General features: G+C 53.9%; 10 protein-coding genes. 5 read left to right on the top strand and 5 right to left on the bottom strand.

What is annotated here, in order from left to right:
• The 5 genes from BEB42_RS17550 to cusR all read right to left on the bottom strand — a co-directional run.
• Window positions 1-2,738, bottom strand: a 2,738-nt coding sequence (locus BEB42_RS17550) for a PAAR domain-containing protein (RefSeq protein WP_172954550.1), incomplete at its 3' end; no start/stop codon positions are given.
• Window positions 2,739-2,757: 19 nt separating this feature from the next.
• Window positions 2,758-3,219: a DcrB-related protein gene (locus BEB42_RS17545; RefSeq protein WP_001160804.1), complete on the bottom strand. Its 462-nt coding sequence runs from the start codon at window positions 3,217-3,219 to the stop codon at window positions 2,758-2,760.
• Between the two features lie 27 nt (window positions 3,220-3,246).
• Entirely contained in the window at window positions 3,247-5,148 is a 1,902-nt protein-coding gene (locus tag BEB42_RS17540) for a type VI secretion system Vgr family protein (RefSeq protein ID WP_000103438.1), read from the bottom strand.
• Between the two features lie 744 nt (window positions 5,149-5,892).
• Window positions 5,893-7,341: a Cu(+)/Ag(+) sensor histidine kinase CusS gene (gene cusS / locus BEB42_RS17535; RefSeq protein ID WP_000157207.1), complete on the bottom strand. Its 1,449-nt coding sequence runs from the start codon at window positions 7,339-7,341 to the stop codon at window positions 5,893-5,895.
• Window positions 7,331-8,014, bottom strand: a complete 684-nt coding sequence (cusR, locus tag BEB42_RS17530; RefSeq protein WP_000770945.1) for a copper response regulator transcription factor CusR — start codon at window positions 8,012-8,014, stop codon at window positions 7,331-7,333. Before cusR ends, cusS begins: the two co-directional genes overlap by 11 nt.
• Before the next feature lie 156 nt (window positions 8,015-8,170).
• Here cusR and cusC point away from each other — a divergent pair, with 156 nt between their 5' ends.
• From cusC to pheP, 5 genes are all read left to right on the top strand, one after another.
• A complete protein-coding gene (gene cusC / locus BEB42_RS17520; RefSeq protein ID WP_000074258.1) occupies window positions 8,171-9,553 on the top strand; it encodes a Cu(+)/Ag(+) efflux RND transporter outer membrane channel CusC in 1,383 nt (460 codons plus the stop codon).
• Window positions 9,554-9,576: 23 nt separating this feature from the next.
• Window positions 9,577-9,909: a Cu(+)/Ag(+) efflux RND transporter periplasmic metallochaperone CusF gene (cusF, locus tag BEB42_RS17515; RefSeq protein WP_000709876.1), complete on the top strand. Its 333-nt coding sequence runs from the start codon at window positions 9,577-9,579 to the stop codon at window positions 9,907-9,909.
• A 15-nt stretch (window positions 9,910-9,924) separates the two neighbouring features.
• On the top strand, window positions 9,925-11,148 hold the full coding sequence (gene cusB / locus BEB42_RS17510; protein ID WP_000717101.1) for a Cu(+)/Ag(+) efflux RND transporter periplasmic adaptor subunit CusB: 1,224 nt from the start codon (window positions 9,925-9,927) through the stop codon (window positions 11,146-11,148).
• 11 nt (window positions 11,149-11,159) lie between these two features.
• Window positions 11,160-14,303, top strand: coding sequence for a Cu(+)/Ag(+) efflux RND transporter permease subunit CusA (gene cusA, locus BEB42_RS17505; protein WP_000573895.1), 3,144 nt, complete (start codon window positions 11,160-11,162; stop codon window positions 14,301-14,303).
• A 101-nt stretch (window positions 14,304-14,404) separates the two neighbouring features.
• Window positions 14,405-15,781: a phenylalanine transporter gene (gene pheP, locus BEB42_RS17500; RefSeq protein ID WP_000786299.1), complete on the top strand. Its 1,377-nt coding sequence runs from the start codon at window positions 14,405-14,407 to the stop codon at window positions 15,779-15,781.
• Window positions 15,782-15,829: the final 48 nt, after the last annotated feature.

The raw sequence follows: 15,829 nt of genomic DNA, 5'->3' as shown, positions 1-15,829 counted from the left end.
TTATCATAGCGGTACTGCCAGCGGTGACCTTCGCCGTCCGTTCGCGCCACCGGCAAATCGAACGGGCCGTATTCCATTGTCCAGTCCACACCGTTACCGTCCGTGTACGCCAGCAGGTTGCCGTGGCGGTCATAGCGGAATCCTTCCGCCCCGGTTCCCGCCCGCTCAAGACCGCTCAGTTTATGGTGTTTCTGCCACTGAAGAGTGGCTGACTGCCCGCCAGGACCGCGCATTTTCACCGGCAGGTCGTGGCCGCTGTATTCGGTGTGGTGTTCGCGGCCCATCACGTCGGTGAGTGTTTCCGGCCGGTTGTGGTGGTCGTACTCTATGCCCAGACGCCGTTCATCCTGGCGGAATATCCCCGACAGCAGCCCCTGAGCGGTGTACGCCAGCCGGGTCTCTTCGCCCTGTGGCGATACCAGACTCACCGGCAGGCCGCGTTCATCGCACTGCTGCGTCCACGTCTGCCCGGCAGGGTCGGTGATGTTGCTGAGCAGGCCGCGCTCATCATAGCGGTACTGCCACACCGCGCCGTCTGCCGCCGTATAGCGGCTTAACTGACCGTGTGCGGCGGCGTATTCAAATTTCTCCACCCGCCCGGCAGGGGAGTGGCGGGCCAGCAGGTGATGGAATTCATCCCATTCATACGTGGTGGTACTGCCGTCCGGCGCTGCTTCCCGCAGAATATTGCCGTCAGGATCATAGTAATAACGGTGAATGCCCTTGCCGTCCGTCATGGTGGTGCAGCCGTCACCATAGTCCAGCGTGGTGTTGTAATAGCCCTCCGCCCCGGTGACGGTCACACACCGGCCCTGTTCATCGTAGGTGAAACGGCTCCACGTCTGGTCGTTATCGGACCAGCGGATGATCCGGTCCGCAGCGTCGTACTCATAAAACAGGTGGTAGTCCAGCCGCGCATCCGCTTCTGTCAGCCGCCCCCGCGCATCCTGTTCGTAGGTCGCCAGCGTCTGTATGCCGTTATCCGTGCGGTGAATGGCTTTCAGGTAGCCGCTGGCGTGGTACGTCAGTTTAAGCCGGATCCCGTCGGTGTGACTGACACCCGTGATCCGGTACTGGCTGTCGCGCTCAAACGTGATGCGGTTGCTGGCGGTGTCGCTCATCCCGCCTAGCATGTACATCCGGTCTGCGGGGCTGTGTGCCAGACGGTCATCGCAGGTATCGTCAGTCACCGGGTGGCGCAGGCGCATCCCCAGAAAGGCGTCATAAAAGAACCGACTGCTCAGGGCATCCCTGTCGAATAACTCCAGATAATCGTCACGGCGGCGCAGGATGTACTGTGCGTGATATGGGTTAACTGCCGTATCACTGGCGCCGTCGAAGGCAAAGTTCAGCGTGGTTCCCTGGCTGATGATATCCACCCGGTTTCCCTGTTCACGCACCCAGGCGTATTCGCTCCAGGAGTCGCTCCAGCCCACGCCCGTCAGGCCGTGCAGCGGCAGTACAGAACTGTGGAAACGGGTGAAAGAGAGGGGGAGTGTCTGGCCCAGGGTGAAGTCAGTACGTTCGTCGCAGTACGCGCCGGTTACCGGGTCAACCGGATCTTTGATAAACTTTTTCAGGACGTTATACGTATTTTTCAGGGCATTTTTTGTTCTGCTCAACAATGCGCCGAGCTTTGCCCCCAGCAGCTTCCCGCTTTTCCCCAGCAGGTTTCCCAGTTTGCCGAGTTTCGCCAGATTCCCCAGTTTTCCCAGCAGTCCCGCGGGCGGCAGAAGATAGCTGGCTATCGTTATTCCCCCCAGGATCATTCTCTGCCACGGCGGGAACTCCGGCTGGATATCCAGATAGGTCACCTGTTCACCGCCAATAAAGACGTCCGGCGAACCTTCCACGATTGCCGCGCTGCACTCCAGTTTGTCGCCCTTGCGCGCGGCGGGCTGATTGTTGATAAAGACGTTGCTGCTGCCCTGGGCTATCCTCGGTGGTTTGTTCTCCTTGTCGCAGAGCGCCGTGTCCTTACCGGCTTCCGGGAAATCTACATCTTTTTTGATTTCGCCACGCCCGCCCACCATGGTGGCAAACTCCATTAATACCGGACCGGCGGGAAACAGAAGCGATGCGCCGGCGCTGACTCGATCCATAATACCGGCATTGCTGTCAGTCAGGGTGATAACAGCGTTCCCCCAGGCCTTCGCCAGTGGTACTGCTTTTTCCGCTGCCGATTCAAGCAGGTCAGTGGCAATATCACCCCATGAGGGATCCCCCTGTGGGACTTCAGGTATTGCTCCAGGTGGGGGAGGAGGGGGAAGGGTGACCGCTGCACGTGCGGCCAGCTCGCCGTTAATTTTTACGTTTTCAGAACCGGTATTGATGGCGCCGTCCGTGTCACAAAAGCTGTTTATCCATGATTCAAGCTGGTTCTGTTTCTCCTCCACATAATCACTCGCCTTATAGCTGGCATACATCAGTGCAGGCACCAGAACCAGCGCATAAGGGCCGGTGGCACAGGCGGCCATAATCAGGCAACCTTCTGCGATGGTCACTATCGCCCCCAGCACGGCCCCTGCCAGCGCCCCCAAAAAACTCTTGTGCTGAATTTCATCGCCCAGCCTGGCGGCGGGGGGGCCAGACTTTTTTGATGCCAACATCTGTGCAATGGCTTTGTCGTTGGCTGCCCGTTTCATCTGGCTGGCGACCATCGCCTGCTGTGACAGCATTCGCATTGCCAGCGTACCGCCTGCGGTCGCTCCCTGTGGCCCGCCTGGTCCTTCACTCATGTGTTATCCCTCGTTTATGTCAGCGCGGCTGGTCCTTTTGGATGTCATTCTCCGGTGGCAACGGGGTGAAGCTCTTTATCACCTCCAGCAGCATCGTCTTTTGACTGTTCTTCAGGGATAAGGAGGTGCTGAAAGTGAAGGTCAGCAGCGTATCTCCACGCCGCTGGAATACGGCTATCTGGCTAATCCGCCCCTGATTCCCTTCATCTTCCGGGCCGTTCCAGGAATAATCCAGCAGCCAGGCCGGGGCCTCTGCCAGAGTGATTTCCCGGCAGGCATGTTCGGTGTACCCATCAAGTTTGCCCTGGTACAGCGCCAGCGTTTCCTGGTACAGCTCTGGTGTCAGGGTTCCCTGTGGAACGGCTTCGCGGGTAATGACCAGGTTGATGCCACTGTTATCTGTGGACACCAGGACCTGCATTGACTGATCCTGCCATTGAGACGGCAGTTGAATGTGGCCTTCATTAAAAGTGAACTGCATAAAATACTCCCTGTTAATCTGAGTGAATCAGTTGATGAAAACAGAACCGCCCACGATGGTGATGCCATCCTTCGACAGCCTGATTACCGTCGATTCCCCGACCTGTAGCTGTATGCCATCCGGCGTCAGCGCAATTTTGCTTTCCTCCACGGCCAGCAAAATTTCCTTAATCGCCGTATAAGCCTGGATACCGTCGCCTTCGCCACCATTGTTTACAGCGTCAACATGCACCGAACCGGCAATCGTGCCTCTGTCCTGAAAAACATCCTCAGATAAAGACCCTTTCAGTACTCCGGTGATTTTGTGGCCTTTTTCCACCGTAAGAAGGCGGTTACCTTCCTGGATCGTGACCGTCTGGTCATTTTTTACGGTTTCGCGATGATCGTGTTTTACGGTGGTGGTACGGTCGTTGAGTACCTCGGTATCCATGTTCTTCTGGGCGTGGATGTAGACCTGTTCTTTCCCTGTCGCATCGTCAAACTTCAGCTCGTTAAACCCGCTGCCCATATATGTTTTGGAGCGGATGGTCATCTGCGTCTTCGTTCCCGGCAGGCTGCCCGGCGAGCGGTTATCTTCGTGGTAGGTGCGCCCCATAATGATCGGCTGGTCCGGATCGCCGTTGAGGAAGTCCACAATCACCTCTTGACCCACGCGCGGTATCGCCAGGTTGCCAAATCCCGGCCCCGCCCACGCCTGCGCCACCCGTATCCAGCACGAGCTGTCCTGATTGGCCGGGTTATAGCGGTCCCAGTTGAATTTCACCCGCACCCGGCCATGCTCGTCGCAGAAGATTTCCTCTCCCGCAGGCCCCGTCACGACGGCGCTCTGCGGACCGTCCACTGACGGCTTTGGCTTCGGCTGAGGTCGCCACGTCCGGTCTGCCGGGATTACCACAAACTGGTTCTCCAGCGCCGTCCCCGCGCCCCGCCGCCCCGGCACCGCCTGCGGCTGTTCGCCGTGCAGTTCGCTCGCCACCACCTGCCATTCCCGGTTCAGGTTCGCCTGCGGATGCTCCGTCAGCACAATTCGCCGTCCCGGCCATATCTCCGGCGAGCGGCTCATTCCCCGCGCGGTTTCGGCGTTGTTTCGCCAGCCGTCCATCTGCCAGCGGGCAAAGTTCTGCCCGTGGGCGCTCTTGAAACGCCCGGGCCAGTCATACACTTCATACTGTGTGCGCTGGTAATCCTGATGCTGGCCTTCCTGGTCAAAACGTCCGGCCCAGCCGGGGCGTTTAAAGGTGTAGTCTTTGGTCACCACAGAGGAAGGACGGATTTGTGCGCTGTAGCGGAACTGGCTGATGCAGAGGGTGCTCACCTCGGTACGGGTGTTCGGGTTCCAGGGGATTTCAAAGGATTCCGGCAGATAGCGGACCGTGTCGCACAGCACCAGACTCTGGTCGGTACTTTTCTGCGCGTGCTCCTCATAGAAGAAGATGCCTTCCTCCGCTGCTATCCGGCAGAGAAAGTCGTAATCGGTTTCACCGTACTGGACACAAAACTCACGGGAAGGATGCGGCTCACTGAACAGCGGGCTCCACTCCGTGACGTCATTTTCCTGCAGTATGGTGCCGAGGATGCTTCTGATGTCCTCGTTCTGGAATATACGGAAGTTCTGACGCAGTCCTGCCCGCCACAGCGGCGGGCGCACCTTCATGCTGTACAGCATCTGGTTTTTGTCGTTCTCCCCGAGTTCAAACCAGGTCACCACGCCTTTCACCCGGCGCTGTACGTCATCGCCCTGCCATACCGTCAGGTAGGCCATTTTGTCCAGCACCTGCGCAAATTCAAGGGAGAGAAACTGCTGACTGACCAGAGAAAGGTCAAGGGAAAAAAGTGAAGAGAGTGACTGGGTGAGATGAAAGGAGACCACCGCAAAAGCGTCCGGTGGCAGGCCGTCCACTTCCAGTGTGAAACGTAATCCGGTTGACATAGCAACCTCCGTGAAAATGAATAATAATCCGCATATATTGCATGTACAACATGTCGGGTAATGAGATAAGCGGGCAGGCTTCAGGCGTTACCGGGGAATATCAGAAAAGTGTCATGGTTATGTGATGATTTTGTCCGGGATTTTACTTCAGAGAAACAGGGGGCTGTTGACTCAACAAAATAATCACAAACTCAACTGACGGGTTCACGATGTTATTAAGGACAGGCTCGTATATTACATCGAGTAACAAAAAAAACACCTGATATGCAAAGTCAAACCAATATTTGTAATGTCTTTTTATTCACAATAATAAATAACTCAATAAACATTATTGAAATGAATGATGGTTTGTATAAGGAATATACGCTACCGCCCCACCCTGATAACATGATCTGCACATTGCCATCTTAACGTCGTTAGACGCTGGCTTAATAGTGAATATTTTAAATTAGGAATTTATCAAATTCACTTGATAAATAGATTGTGTGAATAATATAGAGATTAATGATGCCTGACTGCGCTTTATATTATAGCCGATTCTTTTATAGTGATGAAAATTTAGTAATAGCATTGTGCTCTACAATTGGTAGAAACACGAATTTGATTAAATTGCATATCTAAATATCTCGTAAATATCCGAAAATGAATAACCGTCGATTTCAGACGACCAATAAGGTCTTCCCTGTTTTATTGATAAATAATAACAGAAGGCGATACATCACTCTTTGAGTTTGAACTAACTAATTAACCTTTCTCCGGTAGTTTGATCATAAACCTTGTTCCCCGCGCATCTGACGTTACTGCAACCGTGCCTTTATGCGCGACAACAATCGATTTCACTATCGCCAGCCCAATGCCGCTACCTTCACCTTTTCGCTGGCGGGAAGGATCAACGCGGTAGAAACGGTCAAACAAACGCGGTAAATGCTCGGGCGCAATGGGCGTACCGGGGTTTTCGACGGTAACTTGCACCTGGTGATCGACCGTCTGGCAGCGCACTACAATTGCCTCTCCGGGCGGCGTATAACGCAGAGCGTTAGAAAGCAGGTTGCTTAGCGCCCGACGCAGCATCAGCGGATCGCCCGCAACCTGACATTTGTCGCCAACAAACCGTAGTGCTACGCCGCGATCTTCCGCTAACGCCTCGAAAAAATCGAACACTTTGCCAACTTCATCCGCCAGGTTGAGCATTTTCTTTTCGGGGATTAACTGGTTGTTATCGGCCTGAGCGAGAAACAGCATATCGCTGACCATTTTCGCCATTCGCGTCAGCTCTTCGAGATTAGAGTAGAGCACATCTTCCAGCTCCTTCTGGCTGCGCGACTGGCTGAGGGCGATTTCCGTTTGCGTAATGAGATTCGTAATTGGCGTACGAATTTCGTGAGCGATATCCGCTGAGAAATTGGACTGGCGGGTAAAGACATCCTCAATACGCTCGATCATATGGTTGAACGACAGTACCAGCTGTTCCAGCTCAATCGGCACGGTCTGCGGGTCAAGGCGAACGTCGAGATCTTTCGAGGTAATGTTCTGGATTTGACGGCTGACGCTGCGAATTGGCGCGTGGCCTTTATGTACCGCCAACAGCACGATAAAGACGATCAGGATGCTGATGATCGATGCGGTCATAATAAGTTTATTCATCAAATCATTAATGTAATGAAGATGAAAATCGATAGACAGCGCGATGTAGAGCGTATAAATCGGTTTGCCGTCCACCAACGGGCCAACCGGCAAGTTAATCATCCGCCAGTTGCTGTGTTCCATATGCCCGTGACCGTGGCCTGGCATCATCATTGTCGGGCCGGAAAGGAGATACACCTTGCCGCCCCGAGCGTCTTTATCGGGTATGGCATCACGTGCAAACTCGCGGATATCCGGCGCACCGGGGGAGTGATACACCGTTTTACCGTGGCTATCTGCCAGAGAAATCAACACGTTGGAATAACCACTGACGATATCTTCCAGCGTCATTAAGCGTCGGGCTTGTGTCTCTTCGGGATGATTAAGAACACGCCTGAATGTGGCGCTAATCTCTTTTAAATCATTAATATCCTGCTCGGCAAAATGCACTTTTACCGAGTGGATCATGATCCAGGCAAAGACGAAAAACGCTGCAATGGTGGCAAGGCTGATAAAAAAGGTCAGGCGGGTTGCCAGCGAAAACGGGCGCTGAAACGGCTTACTGGCCATCCGGCACCTCAAGCATGTAACCTACGCCGCGTACGGTCTGAATTAACTTTGGCTCGAAATCATTGTCGATTTTGCCGCGTAGCCGCTTCACCGCCACATCAATAGCGTTAGTGTCGCTGTCGAAATTCATGTCCCACACCTGCGAGGCGATAAGCGAGCGGGGCAGCACTTCACCCTGATGGCGGAGGAAAAACTCCAGCAGAGTAAATTCTTTACTGGTCAAAGTGATGCGCGTGCCGCTGCGGGTGACTTTGCGGCTGACCAGATCAACTATTAAATCGGCAACCTGAAACTGACTTTCGATAATTACCGCCGCCCCGCGCCGCAGTAGAGTGCGCACCCGTGCCAGCAGTTCAGCAAAAGCGAACGGCTTCACCAGATAGTCATCCGCTCCCAGCTCCAGCCCCTTGACGCGATGTTCAATGGTGCCAAGCGCGGTAAGCAACAGAATCGGCATCCCTTTATTGGCGGAACGCAACATGCGCACAATATCCCAGCCGTTCACGTCCGGCAGCATAATATCGAGGATTATCAGGTCATAATCACCTGTCATCGCCAGATGATATCCATTCAGCCCGTTATCGGCCAAATCAACCACAAAACCGGCCTCGGTTAACCCTTTGGTTAAGTATTCGCCGGTTTTCTTTTCATCTTCGACAATCAACAGTTTCATATTTCCTCCGCATGTTGCCCGGGCAATTCTAGAGTAGCGGGATCAGATGGCAATCGCTTATTGGCAAAATGACAATTTTGTCATTTTCCTGTCACCGGAAAATCAGAGCCTGGCGTGTAAAGTTGGCGGCATAAAATCACCAGAAATTATGTGCCTATGTCTCCTTGTAAACTTCTGCCATTTTGTGTGGCCCTTGCGCTAACCGGTTGTTCACTGGCACCGGATTATCAGCGTCCGGCAATGCCCGTGCCGCAGCAGTTCTCACTCAGCCAGAACGGCCTGGTTAACGCGGTAGATAACTACCAGAACGCGGGCTGGCGCACCTTTTTTGTTGATAATCAGGTGAAGACGCTGATTAGCGAGGCGCTGGTGAATAACCGGGATTTGCGCATGGCGACACTGAAAGTGCAGGAGGCACGGGCGCAATATCGTCTGACCGATGCCGACCGCTACCCGCAGCTCAATGGCGAGGGTAGCGGCAGCTGGAGCGGCAATCTTAAAGGCGATTCAGCCACGACGCGGGAGTTCTCGACTGGCCTTAACGCCAGCTTTGATCTCGATTTTTTCGGTCGCTTAAAGAACATGAGCGAAGCCGAGCGACAAAATTATTTAGCCACTGAGGAAGCTCAGCGCGCGGTGCATATTCTGCTAGTTTCTAATGTCGCGCAAAGCTATTTCAATCAGCAACTGGCTTATGCGCAATTACAAATAGCCGAAGAAACGCTGCGTAATTATCAGCAGTCATATGCGTTTGTTGAAAAACAACTGTTGACCGGTAGCAGCAATGTTCTGGCGCTGGAACAGGCTCGCGGGGTGATAGAAAGTACCCGCAGTGATATCGCTAAACGTCAGGGGGAACTGGCGCAGGCGAATAATGCATTGCAACTGTTATTGGGAAACTACGGCAAGCTGCCGCAAGCGCAGACAGTAAACAGCGACAGCCTGCAAAGCGTTAAATTACCGGCGGGCTTGTCGTCGCAAATCTTATTGCAGCGCCCGGATATTATGGAAGCTGAACACGCGTTAATGGCGGCCAATGCCAATATTGGTGCTGCGCGTGCGGCATTTTTCCCGTCTATAAGCCTGACCAGTGGAATATCAACCGCCAGCAGCGATCTGTCATCATTATTTAACGCCAGCAGCGGGATGTGGAATTTTATTCCCAAAATTCAGATCCCCATTTTTAATGCCGGACGCAACCAGGCCAATCTGGATATCGCCGAAATTCGCCAGCAGCAGTCGGTGGTGAATTATGAACAGAAAATTCAGAACGCCTTTAAAGAAGTGGCAGATGCGCTGGCATTACGTCAAAGCCTGAACGATCAAATCAGCGCCCAGCAGCGTTATCTGGCGTCGCTGCAAATTACGTTGCAACGGGCGCGGGCATTATATCAGCACGGCGCGGTAAGTTATCTGGAAGTGCTGGATGCCGAGCGTTCCTTATTTGCAACCCGACAAACTTTACTCGACCTGAATTATGCCCGTCAGGTTAACGAAATTTCTTTATATACCGCCTTAGGGGGCGGTTGGCAGCAATAATTTTTAACTTCAGGAGAGAATAAATGAAAAAAGCACTGCAAGTCGCAATGTTCAGTCTGTTTACTGTTATTGGCTTTAATGCCCAGGCTAACGAACATCATCATGAAACCATGAGCGAGGCACAACCACAGGTCATTAGCGCCACCGGTGTGGTAAAAACTATTGATCTGGAAAGCAAAAAAATCACCATCCACCACGATCCGATTGCCGCCGTGAACTGGCCGGAGATGACCATGCGCTTTACCATCACCCCGCAGACGAAAATGAGTGAAATTAAAACTGGCGACAAAGTAGCGTTTAATTTTGTCCAGCAGGGCAACCTTTCTTTATTACAGGATATTAAAGTCAGCCAGTAACCCAGGTTTAATGAGATGAAAAAAATCGCGCTTATTATCGGCAGCATGATCGCGGGCGGTATTATTTCTGCGGCAGGTTTTACCTGGTTTGCAAAGGCTGAACCGCCCGCAGAAAAAACGCCGACCGCAGAACGTAAAATATTATTCTGGTACGACCCGATGTATCCCAATACGCGGTTCGATAAACCAGGTAAATCGCCGTTTATGGATATGGATCTGGTGCCGAAATATGCCGATGAAGAGAGTTCTGCGTCTGGTGTGCGCATTGACCCGACCCAGACGCAAAATCTGGGGGTGAAAACGGCGACCGTCACGCGCGGGCCGCTGACTTTTGCCCAGAGTTTCCCAGCGAATGTCAGTTACAACGAGTATCAGTTTGCCATTGTGCAGGCCCGCGCCGCCGGGTTTATCGACAAGGTGTATCCGCTCACCGTGGGCGATAAAGTGCAAAAGGGCACACCGCTTCTCGACCTGACCATTCCCGACTGGGTGGAAGCGCAGAGTGAGTATTTACTGCTGCGCGAAACCGGCGGTACGGCGACCCAGACTGAAGGCATTCTTGAACGCCTGCGGCTGGCGGGAATGCCGGAGGCGGATATTCGCCGCCTGATCGCCACGCAAAAAATCCAGACTCGCTTTACGCTCAAAGCGCCCATTGATGGCGTGATCACCGCGTTTGATCTGCGTGCGGGAATGAATATCGCCAAAGATAACGTGGTCGCGAAAATTCAGGGTATGGACCCGGTGTGGGTCACTGCAGCGATCCCGGAGTCCATCGCCTGGCTGGTGAAAGATGCCTCGCAGTTTACGCTCACCGTTCCGGCACGACCGGATAAAACACTCACCATCCGCAAATGGACGCTGCTACCTGGCGTGGATGCCGCGACCCGCACGCTACAACTGCGTCTGGAAGTCGACAACGCCGACGAGGCGCTAAAACCGGGAATGAACGCCTGGTTGCAACTCAACACCGCCAGCGAACCGATGCTGCTCATTCCGTCACAGGCACTGATTGATACTGGTAACGAACAGCGGGTGATTACCGTTGATGCCGACGGGCGCTTTGTACCGAAACGCGTTGCTGTTTTCCAGGCGTCGCAAGGCGTCACCGCGCTACGTTCTGGTCTGGCGGAAGGTGAAAAGGTGGTTTCCAGCGGCCTGTTCCTGATTGATTCTGAAGCCAATATTTCTGGCGCACTGGAGCGGATGCGCTCTGAAAGTGCTACCCATGCGCATTGAGGGAATAACCAATGATTGAATGGATTATTCGTCGCTCGGTGGCGAACCGTTTTCTGGTGCTGATCGGCGCGTTGTTTCTGAGTATCTGGGGCACCTGGACTATCATTAACACGCCAGTGGATGCGCTGCCGGATCTCTCCGATGTGCAGGTGATTATTAAAACCAGCTATCCCGGTCAGGCACCGCAAATCGTTGAAAATCAGTTGACTTATCCACTAACCACCACCATGTTGTCAGTACCTGGCGCGAAGACTGTGCGCGGTTTCTCGCAGTTTGGCGACTCTTATGTATATGTCATTTTCGAAGATGGCACCGATCCGTACTGGGCGCGCTCGCGGGTGCTGGAGTACCTCAACCAGGTACAGGGTAAGCTGCCTGCGGGAGTCAGCGCCGAGTTGGGGCCAGATGCCACGGGTGTTGGCTGGATCTATGAATACGCGCTGGTGGATCGCAGCGGTAAGCACGATCTGGCCGATTTACGTTCATTGCAGGACTGGTTTCTCAAATATGAGCTGAAAACCATCCCTGACGTTGCGGAAGTGGCGTCGGTGGGCGGTGTGGTGAAAGAGTATCAGGTGGTTATCGATCCTCAGCGCCTGGCGCAGTATGGCATCAGTCTCGCCGAAGTGAAAAATGCGCTGGATGCTTCAAACCAGGAAGCGGGCGGTTCGTCGATCGAACTGGCGGAAGCGGAATATATGGTGCGCGCCAGCGGCTATCTGCAAACGCTCGACGACTTTAATCACATCGTTTTAAAAGCCAGCGAAAATGGCGTGCCCGTTTATCTGCGTGATGTTGCGAAGGTCCAGATTGGCCCGGAGATGCGCCGGGGCATTGCCGAACTCAATGGTGAAGGCGAAGTGGCGGGCGGGGTGGTGATCCTGCGCTCCGGCAAAAACGCCCGTGAAGTGATCGCCGCCGTGAAGGACAAACTGGAAACGCTGAAAAGCAGTCTGCCGGAAGGCGTGGAGATAGTTACAACATACGATCGCAGCCAGCTCATTGACCGCGCCATCGACAACCTCAGCAGCAAGTTGCTGGAAGAGTTTATTGTGGTGGCGGTTGTCTGCGCGCTGTTTCTCTGGCATGTGCGCTCGGCACTGGTGGCGATTATTTCGTTGCCGCTGGGGTTGTGTATTGCTTTTATTATCATGCACTTCCAGGGGCTGAATGCCAATATTATGTCGCTGGGCGGTATTGCGATTGCCGTCGGGGCGATGGTCGATGCCGCTATCGTCATGATCGAGAATGCGCATAAACGGCTGGAAGAGTGGCAGCACCAGCATCCTGACGCCACGCTGGATAATAAAACGCGCTGGCAGGTGATCACCGATGCATCTGTTGAAGTGGGGCCAGCGCTGTTTATCAGTCTGCTGATTATCACGCTGTCGTTTATCCCGATCTTCACCCTGGAAGGGCAGGAAGGGCGTCTGTTTGGCCCGCTGGCGTTCACCAAAACGTATGCGATGGCGGGCGCGGCGCTGCTGGCGATCGTAGTGATCCCCATCCTGATGGGCTACTGGATCCGTGGCAAAATTCCACCAGAAAGCAGTAATCCGCTCAATCGCTTTTTGATTCGTGTTTATCATCCGCTGTTGCTGAAAGTACTGCACTGGCCTAAAACCACGCTGTTGGTGGCGGCGCTTTCGGTACTGACGGTTCTCTGGCCGCTCAATAAAGTTGGCGGAGAATTTTTACCGCAGATCAATGAAGGCGACTTGTTGTATATGCCATCGACGCTGCCGGGGATTTCCGCAGCAGAGGCGGCGAGTATGCTGCAAAAAACCGACAAGCTGATTATGAGCGTGCCGGAAGTGGCGCGGGTGTTTGGCAAAACCGGGAAAGCGGAAACCGCCACCGATTCTGCTCCGCTGGAGATGGTAGAAACGACCATTCAGCTTAAGCCACAGGATCAGTGGCGGCCAGGCATGACGATGGACAAAATCATTGAGGAACTGGACAACACCGTGCGTCTGCCGGGGCTGGCGAATCTGTGGGTGCCGCCAATCCGTAACCGTATCGATATGCTCTCGACTGGCATTAAAAGCCCCATCGGCATTAAAGTTTCCGGCACTGTGCTGGCGGATATCGACGCGATGGCGGAGCAAATTGAAGAAGTGGCGCGAACGGTGCCAGGCGTGGCTTCAGCCCTTGCTGAACGTCTGGAAGGTGGGCGCTATATCAACGTTGAGATCAACCGTGAAAAAGCCGCCCGTTACGGTATGACGGTGGCGGATGTGCAGTTGTTTGTGACATCTGCGGTGGGCGGGGCGATGGTTGGTGAAACGGTGGAAGGGATTGCCCGTTATCCAATTAATCTGCGTTATCCGCAAAGCTGGCGCGATAGCCCACAGGCGCTGCGCCAGCTACCGATCCTGACGCCGATGAAGCAGCAAATCACCCTGGCGGATGTGGCCGACGTTAAAGTCTCCACTGGACCGTCGATGCTGAAAACCGAGAATGCGCGCCCGACGAGCTGGATTTATATCGATGCCCGCGATCGTGACATGGTGTCGGTGGTTCACGATTTGCAAAAAGCGATTGCCGAGAAAGTGCAGTTAAAACCGGGCACCAGCGTGGCATTCTCCGGGCAGTTCGAGCTACTGGAGCGCGCCAACCATAAGCTGAAACTCATGGTGCCGATGACGTTGATGATCATCTTCGTGCTGTTGTATCTGGCGTTCCGTCGCGTGGGCGAAGCGTTGCTGATTATCAGCAGCGTACCGTTTGCGCTGGTGGGCGGCATCTGGTTGCTGTGGTGGATGGGCTTTCATCTTTCCGTGGCAACGGGCACTGGCTTTATCGCCCTCGCGGGAGTCGCCGCCGAATTTGGCGTGGTGATGCTGATGTATTTACGTCACGCCATAGAGGCAGAGCCATCCCTGGATAACCCGCAAACATTCAGCGAGCAGAAGCTGGATGAAGCGTTATATCACGGCGCGGTACTGCGCGTGCGCCCGAAAGCGATGACGGTGGCGGTGATTATCGCGGGTCTGCTGCCGATTTTGTGGGGAACGGGGGCAGGTTCAGAGGTGATGAGCCGGATTGCCGCGCCGATGATTGGCGGCATGATCACCGCACCTTTGCTGTCGCTGTTTATTATCCCGGCGGCGTATAAGCTGATGTGGCTGCACCGACATCGGGTACGGAAATAAAAGCAGGATACCCGGTTTAACCGCGTGGATTGTGTCTTGCGACGATGGGCACTAAATGTTAAAAGGTGCCCCTCAACAAAAAAGACACACAGGGGAAAGGCGTGAAAAACGCGTCAACCGTATCGGAAGATACTGCGTCGAATAAAGAGCCGACGCTTCATCGCGGATTACATAACCGTCATATTCAACTGATTGCGCTGGGTGGCGCTATTGGTACTGGTCTGTTTCTTGGCATTGGCCCGGCGATTCAGATGGCAGGTCCGGCTGTATTGTTGGGCTACGGCGTCGCCGGGATCATTGCTTTCCTGATTATGCGCCAGCTTGGCGAGATGGTGGTTGAGGAGCCGGTATCCGGTTCGTTTGCCCACTTTGCCTATAAATACTGGGGACCGTTTGCGGGCTTCCTCTCAGGCTGGAACTACTGGGTGATGTTCGTACTGGTGGGGATGGCTGAGCTGACCGCTGCGGGCATCTATATGCAGTACTGGTTCCCGGATGTTCCAACGTGGATCTGGGCTGCCGCCTTCTTTATTATCATCAATGCTGTTAACCTGGTGAACGTGCGCTTATATGGCGAAACTGAGTTCTGGTTTGCGCTGATTAAAGTGTTGGCGATCATCGGTATGATCGGCTTTGGCCTGTGGCTGCTGTTTTCTGGTCACGGCGGTGAGAAAGCCAGTATCGACAACCTCTGGCGCTACGGTGGTTTCTTCGCCACGGGCTGGAATGGGCTGATTTTGTCCCTGGCGGTGATCATGTTTTCCTTCGGCGGGCTGGAGCTGATTGGGATTACTGCCGCTGAAGCGCGCGATCCGGAAAAAAGTATTCCAAAAGCGGTAAATCAGGTGGTTTATCGCATCCTGCTGTTTTATATCGGTTCACTGGTGGTTTTACTGGCGCTCTATCCGTGGGTGGAAGTGAAATCTAACAGTAGCCCGTTTGTGATGATTTTCCATAATCTTGACAGCAATGTGGTGGCTTCTGCGCTGAACTTCGTCATTCTGGTGGCATCGTTGTCGGTCTATAACAGTGGGGTTTATTCCAACAGCCGCATGCTGTTTGGCCTTTCTGTGCAGGGTAATGCGCCGAAGTTTTTGACTCGCGTCAGCCGTCGCGGCGTGCCGATTAACTCGCTGATGCTTTCTGGGGCTATCACTTCGCTGGTGGTGCTGATCAACTATCTGCTGCCGCAAAAAGCGTTTGGTCTGCTGATGGCGCTGGTGGTGGCAACGCTGCTGTTGAACTGGATTATGATCTGTCTGGCGCATCTGCGTTTTCGCGCGGCGATGCGACGTCAGGGGCGAGAAACACAGTTTAAAGCGCTGCTCTATCCGTTCGGCAACTATCTCTGCATTGCCTTCCTCGGCATGATTTTGCTGCTGATGTGCACGTTGGATGATATGCGCTTGTCGGCAATTTTGCTGCCGGTGTGGATTGTATTCCTGTTTGTGGCGTTTAAAACGCTGCGTCGGAAATAAGGCGTTCACGCTACATCCGACAAAACGATGTCAACCATCCTAAACCGC

Source organism: Escherichia sp. MOD1-EC5990 (assembly GCF_002965285.1).
Taxonomy (GTDB): domain Bacteria; phylum Pseudomonadota; class Gammaproteobacteria; order Enterobacterales; family Enterobacteriaceae; genus Escherichia; species Escherichia coli_F.
Note: the sequence above shows the minus strand (reverse complement) of the source record. Positions and strands in the feature narration are given on the sequence as shown.

Bases quoted from the DNA above. Each gene is read 5' to 3' on its own strand.
- BEB42_RS17545 (WP_001160804.1), bottom strand. From the start codon at position 3,219: ATGCAGTTCACTTTTAATGAAGGCCACATTCAACTGCCGTCTCAATGG.
- BEB42_RS17540 (WP_000103438.1), bottom strand. From the start codon at position 5,148: ATGTCAACCGGATTACGTTTCACACTGGAAGTGGACGGCCTGCCACCG.
- cusS (WP_000157207.1), bottom strand. From the start codon at position 7,341: ATGGCCAGTAAGCCGTTTCAGCGCCCGTTTTCGCTGGCAACCCGCCTG.
- cusR (WP_000770945.1), bottom strand. From the start codon at position 8,014: ATGAAACTGTTGATTGTCGAAGATGAAAAGAAAACCGGCGAATACTTA.
- cusC (WP_000074258.1), top strand. From the start codon at position 8,171: ATGTCTCCTTGTAAACTTCTGCCATTTTGTGTGGCCCTTGCGCTAACC.
- cusF (WP_000709876.1), top strand. From the start codon at position 9,577: ATGAAAAAAGCACTGCAAGTCGCAATGTTCAGTCTGTTTACTGTTATT.
- cusB (WP_000717101.1), top strand. From the start codon at position 9,925: ATGAAAAAAATCGCGCTTATTATCGGCAGCATGATCGCGGGCGGTATT.
- cusA (WP_000573895.1), top strand. From the start codon at position 11,160: ATGATTGAATGGATTATTCGTCGCTCGGTGGCGAACCGTTTTCTGGTG.